Annotated in this window: 24 protein-coding genes and 1 tRNA gene; 4 read left to right on the forward strand and 21 right to left on the reverse strand. The window is 70.2% G+C overall.

The features are described from left to right. Positions 1-7: 7 nt before the first annotated feature. The 6 genes from ABZV94_RS05135 to ABZV94_RS05160 all read right to left on the reverse strand — a co-directional run bounded on the left by ABZV94_RS05135 (position 8) and on the right by ABZV94_RS05160 (position 5530). Positions 8-1048, reverse strand: coding sequence for a head maturation protease, ClpP-related (locus tag ABZV94_RS05135; RefSeq protein ID WP_356337305.1), 1041 nt, complete (start codon positions 1046-1048; stop codon positions 8-10). After that, on the reverse strand, positions 1045-1323 hold the full coding sequence (locus ABZV94_RS05140; RefSeq protein WP_356337308.1) for a hypothetical protein: 279 nt from the start codon (positions 1321-1323) through the stop codon (positions 1045-1047). Before ABZV94_RS05140 ends, ABZV94_RS05135 begins: the two co-directional genes overlap by 4 nt. Next, positions 1320-2807 carry a phage portal protein gene (locus ABZV94_RS05145; protein WP_356337310.1) on the reverse strand — a complete coding sequence of 496 codons (1488 nt, stop codon included), beginning with the start codon at positions 2805-2807 and terminating at the stop codon, positions 1320-1322. The genes ABZV94_RS05140 and ABZV94_RS05145 overlap by 4 nt, the downstream gene beginning before the upstream one ends. A gap of 214 nt (positions 2808-3021) precedes the next feature. Further along, positions 3022-4521 carry a hypothetical protein gene (locus tag ABZV94_RS05150; protein WP_356337312.1) on the reverse strand — a complete coding sequence of 500 codons (1500 nt, stop codon included), beginning with the start codon at positions 4519-4521 and terminating at the stop codon, positions 3022-3024. Next, on the reverse strand, positions 4502-5041 hold the full coding sequence (locus ABZV94_RS05155; protein WP_356337314.1) for a helix-turn-helix domain-containing protein: 540 nt from the start codon (positions 5039-5041) through the stop codon (positions 4502-4504). Before ABZV94_RS05155 ends, ABZV94_RS05150 begins: the two co-directional genes overlap by 20 nt. A gap of 141 nt (positions 5042-5182) precedes the next feature. Continuing rightward, positions 5183-5530, reverse strand: a complete 348-nt coding sequence (locus ABZV94_RS05160) for a hypothetical protein (RefSeq protein ID WP_356337316.1) — start codon at positions 5528-5530, stop codon at positions 5183-5185. 104 nt (positions 5531-5634) lie between these two features. Between ABZV94_RS05160 and ABZV94_RS05165 the strand changes: the two genes are divergently transcribed. Then, on the forward strand, positions 5635-5820 hold the full coding sequence (locus ABZV94_RS05165; protein ID WP_356337319.1) for a hypothetical protein: 186 nt from the start codon (positions 5635-5637) through the stop codon (positions 5818-5820). 234 nt (positions 5821-6054) lie between these two features. Here ABZV94_RS05165 and ABZV94_RS05170 read toward each other — a convergent pair whose 3' ends face one another. The 9 genes from ABZV94_RS05170 to ABZV94_RS05210 all read right to left on the reverse strand — a co-directional run bounded on the left by ABZV94_RS05170 (position 6055) and on the right by ABZV94_RS05210 (position 10622). Further along, positions 6055-7845, reverse strand: a complete 1791-nt coding sequence (locus ABZV94_RS05170; protein WP_356337320.1) for an FtsK/SpoIIIE domain-containing protein — start codon at positions 7843-7845, stop codon at positions 6055-6057. A 59-nt stretch (positions 7846-7904) separates the two neighbouring features. Beyond that, positions 7905-8834, reverse strand: coding sequence for a hypothetical protein (locus ABZV94_RS05175; protein WP_356337322.1), 930 nt, complete (start codon positions 8832-8834; stop codon positions 7905-7907). A 13-nt stretch (positions 8835-8847) separates the two neighbouring features. Continuing rightward, positions 8848-9072 (reverse strand): hypothetical protein, encoded by a 225-nt coding sequence (locus ABZV94_RS05180; protein ID WP_356337324.1) that lies wholly within the window; start codon positions 9070-9072, stop codon positions 8848-8850. A gap of 95 nt (positions 9073-9167) precedes the next feature. Next, a complete protein-coding gene (locus ABZV94_RS05185; protein ID WP_356337327.1) occupies positions 9168-9338 on the reverse strand; it encodes a hypothetical protein in 171 nt (56 codons plus the stop codon). Positions 9339-9459: 121 nt separating this feature from the next. Next, positions 9460-9666 (reverse strand): hypothetical protein, encoded by a 207-nt coding sequence (locus ABZV94_RS05190; RefSeq protein ID WP_356337329.1) that lies wholly within the window; start codon positions 9664-9666, stop codon positions 9460-9462. Between the two features lie 80 nt (positions 9667-9746). Then, entirely contained in the window at positions 9747-9905 is a 159-nt protein-coding gene (locus tag ABZV94_RS05195; protein ID WP_356337331.1) for a hypothetical protein, read from the reverse strand. Next, entirely contained in the window at positions 9905-10054 is a 150-nt protein-coding gene (locus ABZV94_RS05200; protein WP_356337333.1) for a hypothetical protein, read from the reverse strand. Before ABZV94_RS05200 ends, ABZV94_RS05195 begins: the two co-directional genes overlap by 1 nt. Next, entirely contained in the window at positions 10051-10245 is a 195-nt protein-coding gene (locus ABZV94_RS05205; RefSeq protein WP_356337335.1) for a hypothetical protein, read from the reverse strand. The genes ABZV94_RS05200 and ABZV94_RS05205 overlap by 4 nt, the downstream gene beginning before the upstream one ends. Continuing rightward, positions 10245-10622, reverse strand: coding sequence for a hypothetical protein (locus ABZV94_RS05210; protein ID WP_356337338.1), 378 nt, complete (start codon positions 10620-10622; stop codon positions 10245-10247). The genes ABZV94_RS05205 and ABZV94_RS05210 overlap by 1 nt, the downstream gene beginning before the upstream one ends. A gap of 302 nt (positions 10623-10924) precedes the next feature. Between ABZV94_RS05210 and ABZV94_RS05215 the strand changes: the two genes are divergently transcribed. Both ABZV94_RS05215 and ABZV94_RS05220 read left to right on the forward strand, forming a co-directional pair. After that, a complete protein-coding gene (locus tag ABZV94_RS05215) occupies positions 10925-11377 on the forward strand; it encodes a helix-turn-helix domain-containing protein (protein WP_356337340.1) in 453 nt (150 codons plus the stop codon). Further along, the gene (locus ABZV94_RS05220; RefSeq protein WP_356337342.1) at positions 11370-11768 is read left to right on the forward strand and encodes a DUF6221 family protein; all 399 of its coding nucleotides are present in this window, start codon (positions 11370-11372) and stop codon (positions 11766-11768) included. The genes ABZV94_RS05215 and ABZV94_RS05220 overlap by 8 nt, the downstream gene beginning before the upstream one ends. A gap of 278 nt (positions 11769-12046) precedes the next feature. On the opposite strand, the gene ABZV94_RS05225 is transcribed toward ABZV94_RS05220, so the two are convergent. Further along, positions 12047-12122, reverse strand: a tRNA-OTHER gene (locus ABZV94_RS05225). 86 nt (positions 12123-12208) lie between these two features. Between ABZV94_RS05225 and ABZV94_RS05230 the strand changes: the two genes are divergently transcribed. Next, complete coding sequence (locus tag ABZV94_RS05230) at positions 12209-12415, forward strand: hypothetical protein (RefSeq protein WP_356337344.1); 207 nt, start codon at positions 12209-12211, stop codon at positions 12413-12415. 135 nt (positions 12416-12550) lie between these two features. Here the strand turns inward: ABZV94_RS05230 and ABZV94_RS05235 are convergent, their stop codons facing one another. From ABZV94_RS05235 to ABZV94_RS05255, 5 genes are all read right to left on the reverse strand, one after another. Then, entirely contained in the window at positions 12551-12778 is a 228-nt protein-coding gene (locus ABZV94_RS05235) for a hypothetical protein (protein ID WP_356337346.1), read from the reverse strand. Beyond that, positions 12775-13125: a hypothetical protein gene (locus ABZV94_RS05240; protein ID WP_356337348.1), complete on the reverse strand. Its 351-nt coding sequence runs from the start codon at positions 13123-13125 to the stop codon at positions 12775-12777. The genes ABZV94_RS05235 and ABZV94_RS05240 overlap by 4 nt, the downstream gene beginning before the upstream one ends. Positions 13126-13313: 188 nt before the next feature. Then, on the reverse strand, positions 13314-14030 hold the full coding sequence (locus ABZV94_RS05245; protein ID WP_356337351.1) for a DUF6085 family protein: 717 nt from the start codon (positions 14028-14030) through the stop codon (positions 13314-13316). Positions 14031-14074: 44 nt separating this feature from the next. Beyond that, entirely contained in the window at positions 14075-14485 is a 411-nt protein-coding gene (locus ABZV94_RS05250; protein WP_356337353.1) for a hypothetical protein, read from the reverse strand. A gap of 158 nt (positions 14486-14643) precedes the next feature. Further along, on the reverse strand, positions 14644-15705 hold the full coding sequence (locus ABZV94_RS05255; protein ID WP_356337355.1) for a ParB N-terminal domain-containing protein: 1062 nt from the start codon (positions 15703-15705) through the stop codon (positions 14644-14646). Positions 15706-15721: the final 16 nt, after the last annotated feature.

Consider the following 15721-nt stretch of genomic DNA (forward strand, 5'->3'; position numbering starts at 1 on the left):
CCTCCTTCTAGGCTTCCGTCGCCGCGCTGGACGACGCCGTGGTGGTGAGGTTGGAGACCAGCACCGACCACGCGTCGGGCTCGTCCTGGGTGAGGCGGGCCACGGCTGCGGCCCACTCGTCTACGGGTTCGGCGGCAGGCGCCTCGGGCTCCGGGTCGTCGATGCGCGCTTCGGGCTCGGGTGCTGCTTCCTCGGCTGCGGCAGCGGGTTCGACGGTGGTCGTGTCCTCGGCGGGCGGGGTGACCGCGGCGCGGAGTTGCGCGGCGATCTCCTCACCGATCAGGGACCGGATGTCCTCGGTCAGCCCGGCCTCTGCCTTCGGCTCGGTCGGCCGCGGGCCGGTGTAGCCGTAGGCGGCGAGGTCCCAGGCACGGGCCATCTCCGGCTCGTCGCCCTCGTCCGGCTCAGCCGGGGTGCCGGCCTTCGGTGCGGCCAGCGCTTCGTCGGCGAGTCCGGCGTCGACGGCGTCCTCGGGGAGGTACCAGGTTTCGGCGCGCATCCGGGCTCGCCACTCGTCGCGGGTGCCGCCGGCGCGTGCGGCGTAGGCGTCGGCGATGTTGTCGGAGATGAGGTCGAGGAGTTCGGCCATCTCTTCCATGTCGGAGGCGTTTCCCATACAGACGCCGGACGCGTCGTGGATCATGAGCATGCTGTTGGGGGCCATCTCGATGCGGTCGCCGGACATGGCGATCACGCTCGCTATCGAGGCGGCGATCCCGTCGACCTGCACCGTCACGTTCGCCGGGTGGGAGCGGAGCGCGTTGGCGATGGCGATGCCTTCGAACACGCTGCCGCCAGGGCTGTTGACGCGCAGCCGGATGTTCGGGGCGGTGATGCCGCGCAGGTCCGCGATGAACTCGTCGGCGGTCGCGCCGAACCAGCCGCCCACCTCGTCGTACAACATCACTTCGGCCTCGTCCTGCGAGGCGGCGTTGCTGATGCGGTACCAGGAGCGGGCCTCGATGCCGAGCTGCTCTCGCTGCTTGGCGGCCTGCGCGCGCTGGCTGGCCTGGAAGGTGGCCGCCTTACCGGGCAGCGTGATGTTCATGACTGCGCCTCCTCGGCGGGCGGGGTCCAGCCGAGCCGGACCAGCAGGTTGCGCGTCTTCTGCGGGACAGTGACGCGCGGGTTCTCCAGGTCGGTGTCCAGCTCGTGCAGCACCACGTCGATGACGGCCGTCGGCTTGTTGTCGACCCCGACGTGCAGAGATAGATGTGTCACTGCACCGGCGATGTCCTCGCCGTCGAGGTCGATCTCGGTGCCACCGGGAAGGCCGGTGCCGCCGATGCGGAGTCTCCCGGGACGGTTGCTGTACTTGCTCACTCGTCGTCCCTTGTCTTCCGTCGCTTGACGACCTTGCAGCGGCAGTCGTTGCCGTACTCCGCGCCGACGCAGTGGATGTAGCCGGAGCCGCCCGGGTAGTCCTTGTACGCCTGCGCGCGGTTGCGGTAGAGCCGTCCGTCCTGCTCGGCGCAGGGGCCGCAGACGTTGTCGTCGTGCTCGGTGACGACCTCCCACCGCATCGCCGCCTCGACGTCCGTACCGAGCAGGCCAGCCACGGCGTCATCCCACGCGGCCGTCGGTGCAAGAGGTGCCGGCGCATCCGAGCGCCGCGAGTACGGGATGTCAGGCAGCCCGACCGCCTTCAGCACGCCAGCAGGGTCGAAGCCCTCCCGGACCAGTACGGCCGCCGCGGTCGAGCGGGACGTCAGCTGTGTCGCCTCGGATTCGACGTCGTCGGGGACGGGGTTGACGAAGTCGAACTCCAGGCCTTGCCCGGTCGCTCCGTAGAGCGGCAGGAGCTGGTGGTTGAGGGCGTCGCGGATGGCTTCGAGGTCGGGGCAGACCAGCCAGCGGGCGAACATTCGCTCGCCGGCGTCGCCGTTGGAGCGGTTGACGTCCTCGACTGCGCCGGTCATGGGCTTGGGGAAGCCGAACGCTTCGCGGATGACCTCGCGGGAGAGGTTGCGGAGTTCGGCGAACTGCATGTCGCGTTGGGTGTACTTGCGGTCGACCCATTTGCCGTGTTCGAGGATGGCGACGCGGTGAGCGTTGGCGACGCCCTTGTGCTGGTCGTTCCAGCGTTCCCGCAACTGGTCAAAGTCGGGGTCGCTGAGGGCCTGCGGAACCTCGATGATGCCGCCGGGCTCAGCGGAGTTGAGGAAGAAGTTGCGGTTCCACTCGGCGGAGTACTGCACGGCGTCGAGGTCGGTGAGGAGCGCCTGCACCGGACCGATACCGCGGTAGGGGTCGGTGGGGTGCGGAGTCCGTATGAAGATCACATCTTCCTTGCGGAGCGCGATCTCCTGCCCGTCCGGGCCCGTGTACATGTACCCCGACAGGAACGTCTCCGGGTCGGGTACCGGCCGCATCCGGTCCGGGCGGACCGGCCACAACTCCAGCGGCAGCGATGACCGCTCGTTCTTGGCGATCACCCACCACTGCTCGCCCGTCAGCAGCTTGTGCTGCGCGCCGGCCTCCACGAACACGGACTGGGTGTAGAACTCGTTCGGCTTGTTCCACAGGTCCAGCGCCGCGTGCGAAGTGACCTGAACTCGGTCTTCCTTCTTGCCCGACTTGGCCTTACGGAACAGGCCCCACTCGACGCCGGCTTCGGCCTTGGCGGTCCTGTTGACGATGGCGAAGAGAGTGCCGACGGAGCCCATCGCGTCGAGCTGGGCAGTGGTGCTGCGGCTAGCGCCGAAGAGTCCGCGGCCGTAGGACTGGGAGCGGGAGGCGAAGGGGACCGGGGTCTGAGCTGCAGTGCTGGCTCGGTTGAGGAGCGCGCCGAGGAGGGTCCGTGCCAACGCCCCTCCCATCGTTACTGGCTGTCGCGCCTGCCCTCGAAGATCCGGAAGTTGAGGACGAAGCATCCGACGCCTGCTGCCGCCATGCCTGCTGCCAGGCCCCACCACAGAATGGCGGAACCCGACAATAGGATGATCCCAGCCGTGTCAAGCAGAATCGGCGCCAACTTCCGCCACGCCTGCACCCACCTGCGAAGTTGCTCGTATCGGCTGGTCACAGCCACCTCACTCTCGTCCGGGCCCCGTTGTAGAACGCCAACAAGAGCGCGTCTGCGTTGTCGGGGCTACGCCCCAGCCGCTTCCGGATCTCGTCCTTCGGCTCGACAAAGATCCGACCCTGCGCGTCGACCTCCCACAGCGGCTCCAGCAACTGCGCCACCGTGGTGTCGGCGTTCTCCATCACGGACAGGTCCCAGCCCTGCCGCTCCGACAGACCACGCGCCAACTCCCACCAGATCTCAGCGCGCAGGTTCTTGAACTTGTCCGGCTGCTGCGACTTCTCGCCGACGTTCACGCCGACGATCCGCGCGCTGTGCTTGCCCTGCGATGCGAGGTTGCGGAGTTCGCCGATCACACCGAAGCCGACACCGATGGAGTCGACCTTCACCGCCTCCGCGCCGGACTCCTCGATCGCCCGCAACACGAGAGGGGCGATCTTCTCCGGGCGGTCCGTGTGCGCCCGCCACTCCCGGCCCGCGCACCGGCCGCGGCGTTCCCGGATGACGGTCTCGTCGCCGCCGCCACCGACGTCCACGCCGAGTTCCACCGGCTCGAGGTCGGCGGCGGTCGGCTTGGTCTCGGGGTCGATGCGGCACTTCGCGATGTCGCTTGCGCGGACGACCTTGTTGGGGGCGTCCTCGCTGAACTCGCCGAGCACCTTGGACTTGTAGAGCGGGTTGTCCTCGCCCCACTCGGTGGCCTTCTCCTCGACCCAGCCGCGGGAGACGAGGGCCTGCGCGACGTCGTCCGGGACGTGTTCGCCGGTGAGGTTCGGGGACTCGAAGGCGCTGATGCCGATGACGTGCCAGCCGCTGCCGGGCTGGCAGACCTTCCGAAAATGGCTCGCCGGGTTGTCGGGGTTGCCGATCGCCAAGATGCGGCAGTCCGTGTTCGTGGTCAGCGCGTCAGCGGCCACCCACAGCTGCCCGGGGATGCCGCACGCCTCGTCGAGGATGACGAGGACGTAGCGGGCGTGGATGCCCTGGAACGCGCTCTCGTCGTGGTCGGCGGGCTTCCGGCCGAACGCGACGAGTTCGTCCTCCATGTGCCACTCGGTCTGGTTGACACGGCCGGCGAGTTGTCCGCGGCGGTGGACGCGGCGGATGTACCGCCAGAGGATGGCGCGGACCTGGGCGAAGGTGGGCGCTGAGGTGACGACGAACGCTTCGCCGGGTGGGTGGGTGTCGAGCCACCAGGACGCGACGAGGGATGCGGTGTGGGATTTGCCGACGCCGTGGCAGGAGCGGACGGCGGTACGGCGGTTGTCCCGCACGCTGAGCATGATCTCTCGCTGCTTCGACCAGACGACCTGGCCGAGGCGTTCCTCGACCCAGCCGGTCGGGTTGTGCGCGTACAGGCGGGTGCGCTGCTTGAGGTTGCGGCGGTCCACCTTCGACTGAAGCTGATCCCGGATCTGCTTGAGCGCCTTGGTGTCGCCGGCGCGCACCAGTTGTTGGATCTGCTGGTGGACCTCTTCACGCGTCGGTGTCGTCACCGGCGTCCTCGGGGGTCGTGGCTGCGTCGAGGAGTCGGCTGATCTCGCGGCCGAGTTGTTCGGCTTCGATGCTGACGCGGGATGGGGCGTCGAGGCCCAACAGCTTGCGGAAGGACTCGCGGGTGCGGAGCGCCCTGTCGATCGCCTTCAGCTTGAGTTCGTCGTCCACGAGGGGCTGGCCGTCGTCGCCGTAGACGATGTGGCCGTGCGAGACGACCGGGCGATCCTTGCTCAGGATGTCGATCACCTGGTCGTACATCGCTTCGAGGCGGTGGACTTCGAGGTTGATGAGGTCTTGTCCGGGGCCTGCGCAGGCGTCGCGGACGGCGCGGCGGACGGCGAGGATCGCGTTGCTTTTGTCGATGCCGAGTTCGTCGGCGATCTGCTGGTAGGTCCAGCCTTCGGCGCGGAGTTCGGCGGCGTGGGCGTCGCGTCGGGCGTTGTTGATGGTGCGGATGTACTGGCCTTTGCCGTCGCGGTCGTCTTGGTGGGGGTTGTGGGCGGGGTTGCCGTTGGCCACGGTGTCCCCTCCTCGTGGGGGTGTTACTGGTTGGCGTGGTTTGATGGTAACGATGCGCGTCAACCGGGTGGCGGCTCTGGGGGCGGCGCGCAGGACGAAGGCCCCGCACCGGAGTCCGGGCGGGGCCGCTGTACGCCCGGGCTACTCCCCGTCGGTGAGGCTGCCGTTCACCGACCCGTCGTCGTAGTAGTCCAGCATGTCCTGATCGTCCTGCGGCATCTCCTTCAACGCGTGCTTCAACGTCCACGCCATCAGCAGCGTGTCGTAGTCGTCCTGCTTCAGCCCCTTGCACGCCTCGGGTCTGTGCGTCTTCGTCGCCGACGAGGTGAGCGACTTCTGGCAGTCCTTCACCATGTCGTCGTATGACGGTCGGACCATCATCCAGACGGCGACGGCGGCGCCGGCTGCGATGACGAGCGCGGCGATGGTGATGACGAGTTTTTGGCGGCGCATGAGGGTCCCCCCGAGGTGGTGTGTGCTGCGCCGCATGATGCGCCCCTGTGCAGGTGGCGTGAAGACGTCGTCACTGATCTGTGACCCTCGTTCGAGGGAACCGGTAGCCGCCCGCTTCCGGTAACGGCACACTCAGACCCATGGCGATCAGGTACGGAGTCCAGGCCGACACCCGCGACGAATGCATGCGCGCGCTCACCGAGCTGTGCGAACGGCTCGGCGCCCGCCCGGCCACGCTGCCCACCGACGTCCTCGGCAACGGCTGGCTCGCCCGCGCCGTCCCCACCCCGCCCGCCGACGTCGAGCCGGACCCCGGGCAGCAGTAGACCCCGCCGCGACGGGGGTGCACGGCGGGGTCTCACAGGGGCATCCGTGGTGCTCGACGTCACGGACAGATTCAGTGTCGCAGGGCTGTCAAACGGCCCTCCGCAGGCGGCCGATGGGGTCCCCTGCCGGGTCCCGCAGCCACCCCCGGCCGGTCCCCCGACACCCGTATCCGCGGCGCTCAGGGGACGGGGTACGGGACCCGTCGGGGCAGACGGTGACCTGTGGGTTTGCGGTCAGGCGACGGATACGGCCTGCGCCTCCCACACCTCCCCCGGGACCAGCCGCCACGTGCCGGCGTCCGTGCGCTCGACCTCCGGCTTGAGGCCTTCTATCGCCTTCAGCACCTGCCGCTCATCTAGCCCGGTCGCCTGCTCCAGCTCGCGCCGTGTGGCGTTGCCGTACTTGGCCAGCGCGGCGCGCACCTTGTGCTGGTTCGTCTCCCCCGCGACGGGCAGGATCAGCCGCTTCCCCACCGGCGCGCGCACCGTCGTCGCCCCGATCCGGGCCACCTCCGCACGGAACTCATCGCCCGTCAGCCACATGCCCTTGTACGGGGCTGGCACCTGGTGGACCGGCGACTGCAACAAGAACTTGCCGGGCTGGTCCAGCTTGCCGGGCTCCCAGCCTGGGGTGTTCCCGAAGATGAACCGTCGGTGGTCCGCGTCGTTCATGCGCGTGGACAGGCGGTTCGCGTAGTTCCCGCGGGCGTCCGTCGTCCCACCGAACACCTTCCGGGAAGGCTGCTGGGTCGCGGACAGGAAGTGCATGCCAGCGAACCGCATCAGCGCGAGCAGCGACTCCTGCTTCTTCGACGCCGGCGTCTTCTTCCAGGGGCCGTCGTCGCCTTGCCGGACCAGCTCGGCGAGTTCGTCCTCGATGACCCAGATCGCGGGCCGGCCGTGCTTCTGCGGGTCCCACTCCTGGTCACCCGCGCGGGCGAGGATCTCACCCCGCTCGGCCAGTTCCTCCTTCAGCCAGTCCAGCAGAGCGTGCGCCTGCTCGGGGGTGGTGGCGACGTCCTGGAGGATCGGCGCCATCGGGGTGAGTTCGGGTGCGCCGGGCTTGAGGTCCATGCCGTACAGCACGGTGTCCGGGCGGTCCGCGAGCTGGACCGCGATGGACCGAACCAGCGTGGACTTCCCGAACTTGCTGGACCCGGCGACCAGGGTGTGGTTGTAGGCCATGTCGAGCCAGACCGGGTTCAAGAACCGGTCCACGCCGAGGAGGACCGGGTCGGTGAACCGCGCTCCGCTGGTCCGCTGGTACGGGACGACCGCGGACAGGGGGTCGCCGTCGATGAACTTCGCGACGAGCTGGTTCGTGAGCGCGCCGTCTTCCAGCATGAACTCGCCGGCCACGCCCATCCCGGACGCCACCTTGTCCCAGGCGGCCCGCAGCCGGGTCCGGTCCAGGCTCACGGGCAGGTCCAGGACCGCGGTCCACCCGGTCCGGGTCCGTTCCACGGTGCAGCCCGGCAGCTCGGCCTGGAACAGTTCGTGGATCACGGTCCGCAGCCTGGTCTCTTCCACGGTCCGCCCGGTCAGGTCCGGCCCGGACTGAACTGGTTCGGGCGTGGTCCGCCGAACCAACTGATGCTGAGCCATCTGGAGACGGACCAGTCCGGTCTGGAGCTTCACCGCCTCGTGCTCCAGCTTGATGTGGTCGTGCCGGGTGTGGTGCCGGTACACGGCGCGTGCGGCGCCGGCGAGGCCGATGGAGACGAGCCAGGCGTAGACCGCGGGGCCGCCGCCGACCGCGCCGGTGATGGTGGCCTGCGTGAAAGCCGCTGACACAGCGCCGGCGCCCCAGGACAGGGCCGGGCTCCAACTCTTCGCGAAGGAGACGAAGCTGAGCTTGCCGGTGGCGAGGGCGGTGATCAGCTCGACGGTGGCGGCGTGGCTGCCGTACTGCATGTCGGCGATGAGCGCGGCGCCGGAGACGAGGCTGGGCAGGGCGACTGCGGCGGCGATGTCGGCCGGCTTGGGCATGGGGAGGGTGGCGGCAGCGGCGCGGCTGAGCTTCACGGCTGGGGCTCCGGAGAGACGGCGGCCCCCGCGCGGGGCGGGGGCCGGACGGCTGGCGGTCAGTTGTACTGGCGGAGGAGGCTCTGCGCGGCGGTGAGCCGGCGGTAGGCGGTGGACTCGGGGACGCCGAGGATCTCCGCAGCGCCCTTCTTCGTGATGTGCTCGCCGAGCTTGAGGCGGCGGAAGAGTTCGGTCACCTGGTCCTCGGGCTGGACCGGCCGGTCCGTGGCCCGGCCCGCGGCCTGAACCATGACCGGCTCGGGCGCCGGGTCCACCTGGTTCACCGGCTGGTCAGCGCCCTGGACCGGGGTGGACTGGGTGGGCTGCGTGATCTGGTCCACGGTCGGTTCGGGCGCGGGCCGGCGCGCTTCGAGGGCGAGGCGCAGGGCGACGGTCCGTTCCTCGGTGAGCATCCGGTCCCGCTCGCCGAGAGCCAACGCCTGCTCGGTGCCGGCCTGCTGCTGCCGGGCCCGCAGGTACGCCTCGTACTTCGGTTCGAGCTTGATCCGGATGGTGTGCATGCCGATCGCCCACACGCCCTTGGCGGCGGCGGAGACGAGGGCGCCGACGATGCCGACGAGGAGCGCGTTGTTGCGGTGGCCGTCGAGGACGATCGCCGCCATGGAGACGGCGAGCATGGCGACGCCGACCTTCTGTGGTACGGCGGCGCGCTTGCTGTCGTAGCGGAGCAGCCACTCGGCGATCAGGCACGCGGCCCATCCGGCGTCGAACACTCCGGCGACGAGGTACGCCGCCCAGGCGGGGGCGAGGAGGCCGAGCATGCCGCCGATGGCGACGGTGCCCCACACGATCGCGCCTGCGGTCATGCAGATGGCGAACGCGAAGAGGAGGCGGCGGAGGGTGGCGTCGAGGTTGAACGGGAGCCGCGGCGGGGTCGGGGTGGTGTCGGGGATTTCGTAGTCGACGGTGACGCCGTTGACGTTCTCGGTGATGGTCTGGGTCGGGGCGCGGCGGAACAGGCTGGGCATCGGTTGTCTCCGGTCAGGGGTGGGCGCGGGCGGTACGGCGGCGGGCGCGGGGGGTGTGGGCGTTGAGGAGGTGCCAGGCGGCGACGCTGGCGACGGCGACGAGGACGGCTGGCGTGGTGAGCGCCCAGCCGAGTACGGCGAACAGGAACGCGATGGTGGCGGCGGTGCCGATGGTGTGGTGGAGGAGGAGGGTGAGGGCGCCGATGAGGAGCCAGGCGCAGCGGGGCAGCTTCGGCATCGGGGGTCTCCCGGGTTGGTCGGGGTGGGGTGGCTGGTCGGATCTCCAGGGCCCGCGTCCCGGGGCGGGGACGTGGGCCGAGGACTACCGGCCGGTCAGTGGGTCTTGCACTTGCCCTTGGCGCAGCGGGTGCAGCTGGTGTCGATCTGCCGGCGGACGGGGGCGATGACCGCGTTGGCGACGGCGTCCCCGGCCTTCCCGCCGACCTTGTGGAGGGCGGCGGCGGTGTTGTCGAGCTTCTCGGCGGCGGTCTTCTTCCAGGCCATGGCGGTTACTTCTCCTCGTCGGTGGTGGGCTGCTGGGGCGGGAGGCTCATGGAGAAGGTGACGGTGTAGTCGCCGTCGTCCTCGTGCTCGATCTGGCTGCCGGTGTCGGGGTTGGTGGGCATCAGCGGCCTCGCTTCGTGCCGCCGTGCCAGCGGGAGACCTTGGCGGCGGCCTGGTTCGCGGCCTTGTTGAGGCGCTGGTACTCGGGGGTCTCGTGGCGGATGCCGGCCTTCTCCTCCTTGCGCTGGTTGGCGTGGAGCGCGGCGTCGGCGGCGCGGAGTTCGGCGATCGCGGTCTTCTCTTCGGGGGTCTTCTTGAACAGGCCCATCAGGGTTCCTCTCTCGGAGTGGGATGCCGGGCTGGCGGGACGAGGGGGTTGGGTGCCGCCAGCCCGGCGGTCTGTGGGGGTTACCAGTACTTCTGGTCGTCGGGGTGGATCTCGCCGAGGGCGTCGGCGGTCTTGCGGAGGGCGTCCGCTTCACGACGGGCGATCTCGTCCGCGGGGTCGTCGGGGGCCGGTGTCGGTTGGGGCTGCGGGGCGGCAGCATGCCTGCTGAGCCAGCGCATCAGTGCTGCCTCGCTTCCTGTGCGGCGAGGGTTTGGCGGACGTCGGCCGCTGCGGCGTAGTCGCGGGCGCAGGCGGCGACGGTGGCGGGTTCGGCGAGGATCGTGTTGGCGCGGGGGGTGCGGTCCGGCTCGGGCTGCTGCTCGGTCATCGCGCGGCCTCCGGGTCGCCGTAGTTCTCGGGGAGGCCGTGGCGGCGGAGCCACTCGCCTTCGTAGTCGTTGCGGCCGACGGCTTCGAAGGTGGCGCGGGCGTCGTTGACCTCGTCGTCGGTCATCTCGGGCGTGGTCTTGGTCGCCCAGGATTTGCCGGTGAGGTCGGGCCAGCGGTCTGCGGATCCCATCACGACACCTCCGGGCGGGGCAGGGCGCGGCAGCGCTCGGCGTGGGCCTGGGCGTCTTCTCGGGCTTCACCGCGCTCGGTGGGCAGGTAGCGGCCGTAGTCGAAGCGGATGTAGTTGCGGCCGTCGGTGGAGCTGGTGGCGTCGCAGCCGTGGCAGGCCCAGGTGAAGCCGTCGACTTCGCGGCCCTCGTCGCCGATGTAGGGGCGTCCCTGTTGGGTGTAGCGGGTGCGGAAGGTGTGGGTGCGGAGGTCGACGGTCGCGCCGCCGACGGTGAGGTAGCGGGCGATGACACCCTCGGGCCACGCTTCGGCCTCGGCCTGCTGGCGGGCGCGGCGTTCCATCTCGGAGACGCGACGGATGTCGCTGGCCCCGATCATCGGGTCACCGCCGGGCGGGGTGCGAGCGCGCGCTCCAGGCGGGCCAGGGCTTGCTGTGCGGCGGGCGGGAGGGGCGCGGTGCGGGGGGTGGGCGGTTGGGGTTGCGCGTGGGTACCCTGCATGACGGTCATTCCTCCTGGTAGGCAGGCGGGGTGACTGGCCCCGGTCGGGCTCTCACACACCGACCGGGGCCGACTTGTTGGTGCTGTTCCACAGTGCACGATCTGCTTTACAACGTCAAGCAGATCAGGGAGGATGTTGCCGTGCCCAAGAACCCCGAACACGAGGGGAGCCCGCGCTTGATGACGACCACCGAGATCGCGGCCGAGCACGGGGTCAGCCGTCAGACGATCCACACCTATCGGCGGACCGGCATCTTCCCTTCCCCTGTCGAGGGCGAGGGCAGTACGCGGCCACGGTTCCGTGAGGACGAGGTGGCCGCGTTCTTCAAGGCGAACCCCAAGCAGCCACGCAAGAAGCGGACCTTCCCGCCCAAGCAGCAAGGAGAGCCCATGGACGCCCGCAAGGAGCTGTACGCCTTCGTCATGCAGGGCAAGGAGCACTCGCCGGACATCTCCGAGCGCGCGAGCGAGAAGATCGACGCCTACCGGCGAGCCGTCCTGCTCGACGCTGCCGACAAGCTGGACCAGTCCGAGACGCTGCGTGACCTGACGGACGACCACATGCACGACGTCAACGCCGCCGCGAACGAGCTGCGCCGCATGGCCGACGAGCCGGAGGCGTCGGATGGATGAGCTGGTGGAGTTCCTGCGGGCTCGACTGGAAGAGGACGAAGCAGCAGCGAAAGCGTGCGCGAGCGCGCCGTGGGCCATCGAGATCCCGCCCATGATTCACGTCAGCGTGCAGGCGCGCCGCGACAACAAGTGGAAGTGGGGCACGCTCGGCTACGTCGCCACGGTGGAGCGAGACGAGGACCGGGCGCACATCGCTCGTCATGATCCGGCGCGTGTCCTGCGCGAGGTCGAAGCGAAGCGGCAGATCCTCGCCGCGCACGCACTCAACGGCTGGGTGTGCTCCACCTGCGACAACGAGGAAGTCGACCAGGACTATCCCTGCCTGACCCTGCGCCTGCTCGCGCTGCCTTACGTCGATCACCCGGACTACCGCGCCGAGTGGCGACCGTAGCCGCGCCCCCGAACAGACGAGAGCCCCCCGAGACCTGAACTCGGGGGGCTCTCTGGTGTCCTCCGCCCCGAGCCTTCCCAGGCTGAGAGCACGCCACCAGGCGCGAGCAGCTGGTCCGCCCGGCAGCACTCCCAGGATCACACCAGTGTCAAGCAGTCTGATCGGCGCCCAGTTGCCTAGGACTGGGCGCCGTCACGGTCCTTGCGGATACCGCATCCCGTGGTTACTGCCGGGTGCACCACGCTGCGGGAGAGCGACAGCACCTTCCGGGACCTCTGTGGGGCGGGGCCGGGGTTGAACCGGCGTCCGTTCCGGGGATGAGCCCGGTTGCTCTGTACCCGTTGAGCTACCCGCAGATCCAGGATCACACCAGTGTCAAGCGACGCTCGTCCGGCTGCGCCTGGCGTGCCGTTGTCAGTGGCGTGCGGCAGGGTGGCGTCATGCCTGTGGTGATCGTGTACCCGCCTGACGAGCAGGGTGGCCGGCGTGTCCGCATCGACGGCGAGATCGCTGGCCGGGCGTTCGACCTCGGCGATGTGGTCGAGTTCCTGCGCCGGGCTGGCCTGGAGGGCGTGGACGATACGGACGTGGTGCGCGCGGACTGGATCGAGTGGCGGGGTGGCGGGCCGCTGGTGTGGGTGCACTGAGCATGCGACCGCCCGCCCCGCGAGAATCGGGGCGGGCGGAAGAGGGTGGTCGTCCGGCTGTCACTCCGACTGGTACTCGGGGGCCCGGGTTTCCCACGGGCAGACGGACGTCCCACGCTCAGGATGCCACAGGCGTCAAGCCGGGCCGGGCTCGTAGGTGTACCGCTCGACGCTCTCCTCGGATTGAGCCAGTAGCTCTCTCGCGGCCAGCTCCGCACGCTGTTTGGCCTTGCCGCGGGTACGGGCCATGCCGCTACGCGCGCCGTGTCCGGGGACGACGACCATCCAGAACCAGTGCCATCCCGAGAGCCGGTCGATGAGGTCTTTGCCGGTGCGTTCAGTGATCGTGATGCGGGCGTTCACGGGCGTGCCTTCCAGTTGTGGACGCGGAGTGCGGGCGGGCCTGCGTTGTACAGCGGGCAGCAGCGCAGCTCGGGGCCGAGGATGGCAAGGGCGCGCTCGACCGGCGTGGGTTCGGTGGGCTCCCAGGCGAGGACGCCGCGCGGTTCGCCAGTGCCGTCGCCGGTGACCAGTCTCCGTTCGGCTGCCGCGTACAGGGCTGCGAACGACTGCTCGAACCAGGCGCGGACGTGGGCGGCGAACTCCTCGTACTCGTCGCAGGTTTCGCCCGGGTGGTGGGTGTGCCGGCCGGTCTCGCAGGCCGGCACCCACTGGATCAGCTTCCGGGCGGTCAGCTCGGGCTCAGGCATGAACGTCTCCTTGCGCAGCGACCGCGTCGAGCCATTGGACGAGGGTCTGGAAGGTGACCGGGCTCGGTTCCGGTGTGGGCTGTGCGGGCCAGCCGTGCGGGCAGGTCGGTGGTGGGGTGGTCCGCCACCATGGGGCGTGGGAGCGCCCGCACACGCACGCCCACGGGGCTCCGGCCCAGCCGTGGAGTTCAGGCATCGGGGCGTCCCTTCGGGAGGGCGGCGGTCCAGCGGTCGTAGTCGTCGGGGTGGATAGGGTGCGCGGCGGTCCAGCCGATGCGGACGCCGTTGTGGCTGCTGACGGGGCTGAACACGGCAAGCGTCTCGCCGAGCGCGGTGGTGGCGCGGTCTCGCTGTGCGCGGAGTTCGGGGACGATGACGGTCTGCCAGTGCTCCAGTTCGATCTTCAGGCGTCGGTACTGGTCGATCGGGTCTATCGGGTCGACGCCCACCGCGTCGGCTCTGGCTTGCTGCGTGGTGTGCCGGTAGTCGTACATGCCGCAGCGGGCGCAGAGGCCGGTCATCTCGGCGGTTGTAGGGGGCTGGTACGCCGTGCACACGGTGCCGTCGGTCGGTTGGGTCGCTGCCGGCGCGGGGTCGGGTGTGCTGACCGCCTTCCACGCGGAGGCGAGTCGGGCGCGTTCGCCCATGGTGGTGCGGGCCGGCACGGTGAGTACGCCGCCACCGTCGCGGATGGGGAGGGCCCAGGTGCCGTCGTTCTGCTGCTGCCAGGAGGCGTCGTAGTCCTCGGGGCGGTGCAGCAAGTCGTCTGCTGCGCACGGGTCGGGGCAGTCGATGCGTGAGCAGGTGACGTAGCCGCCGGAGCCGATGAACAGGCTGTCGCCTCGGCACGCAGGGCAGCGGCCTTGGATGCTGGGGAACGTCTTGATCGGGTGGGTCTCGGTCATGTGCTGCTCCTGGTGGTGGGCGGGGTGCGGGCTACGGCTGGGCGTCAGCGGGCGGGCTGGAAGGTCCACCAGCCGTCGTAGCCGGGCGGGATGGCCGGGTAGTTGGCGAGCATCGGCCGCAGGAGCGAGAGGTGAGCCCCGATGATCTCGGGCTCCTGCGCGCCCCAGTAGCGTTCGCCGTCCCACCGGCCCTCGCAGTCGCCGCCGTAGCGGCCGTCGTCGTGCTGCTCCAGGAACTGACGGGCGTCGGTGGGCTCGGGGTGCTGGAGGTCCCACAGGGTGCCGACGCAGGCGACGGTCACGCCTTTGCGGCGGCGGAACCAGACGGCGTTGATGCGGCCGTCGAAGTAGTACGGGTTGCGGCCTTGCGGGGTGGGGCTGCGGTGGCCGCGCAGGCTGGTGAGGTCGATGGCGTAGGGCTTGCGGCTGATGAGGAAGCGGTCTTCGCGGATCACGGGTTCTCCTCGGTGCTGGATTGGCGTGGCGGGGCCTGTGGGGCTGCGTGAGGGGTTGGACCCTCCGGGACTGCCCGCGCGTGCTGTGAGGCCGGGAGGCGGGCGCTGAGGGCCCACCGTGGGGTCGTGGACGGGCACGACCCCCGGCAGGCAGACGGTCAGGCGGGGCGGGTCACGTCGACCACATGCCGTCCGCAGCTCGGGCACAGCTCCCAGTGGTCGACGTCGTCGGCGGTGAGCGGCACGTCCGCGCCGATCTTCGGGGCGCAGCCGAGGCAGTAGGTGCGGCCCTTGCCATCGCTGTAGGCGGTGACCGCGACCGACGCCGCCTCGCTGTTCGTGGGCTGCTCGCCAGCCGGGGACGTGATCTCCACCGGCACGTAGCCGATGCCGAGTCGGACCGCGATCCGCAGCCGGTGATGCCCGTCCCACAGACGTCCGTCCGATCCGATCAGCACCGGCATGGTGACGCCGTTCTCGCGGATCTGCTGCTCCAGCTTGGCCAGGTAGCCGGTGTCGGCGTGGCGCCGGTCGAGGTCGGCCCACTCCTCCTCCCATGACCAGTCCTCGGAGCCGCAGCGGACTTCGGTGAGGACGCGTTGGAGGGGCCAGACCTGAATGTCGGCGGGCCGCTCGGGCGTGGGCTGCTCGCCAGCCAGCCGACGCAGCTCGGCCATCACCTCGTAGGCGCCGTTCATCTGGTCGAGCAGGCACTCGCTGCGCAGGCGCAGGGCTACGTCCTCGGCGATGTCGGCGGCCCGCTCCAAGGCGGCCCGGTCGGCGGGCTCGGGCAGCACGGCCAGGACCGCGACGGCGAGTTCCCCGGCGTTGTCCTTGGCGGCCTCCTCGTCGGAGAAGTTCGCGAAGAACGGCGTGGCCACGGCGGCGATGCGGTCGCGCAGGGCGGCCCGGTCGGCGGCCTTTGCGTCGGCTTTGGGGGCGGTCTGCTTGGCGAGGGTCGCCTCAAAGGCGGCGAGCAGTTCCTCGGGCGTGCTGTAGCCGATGCCCTGGCAGTAGGCGAAGTCCAGGGCGTGCAGCAGATGCTCGCGGGCGGTCTCGGTGGTGCGGCCGGCGGGCGACTGCACCGCGGGCACGGCGGGCAGCGTCTGTGCCAAGTGCTCGGCGATGGCCTGCCGGGTGCCGGGTGGCAGGTGGTGCGGTCCGCCTTGCAGTCCGGCGAGGGCGTCGTAGATGGCGGCCGTGCGGTCGGGCTGGTTCATCGGGGCTCCAGGGGTG

This window comes from Streptomyces sp. NPDC004658, from assembly GCF_040609555.1.
GTDB lineage: Bacteria > Actinomycetota > Actinomycetes > Streptomycetales > Streptomycetaceae > Streptomyces.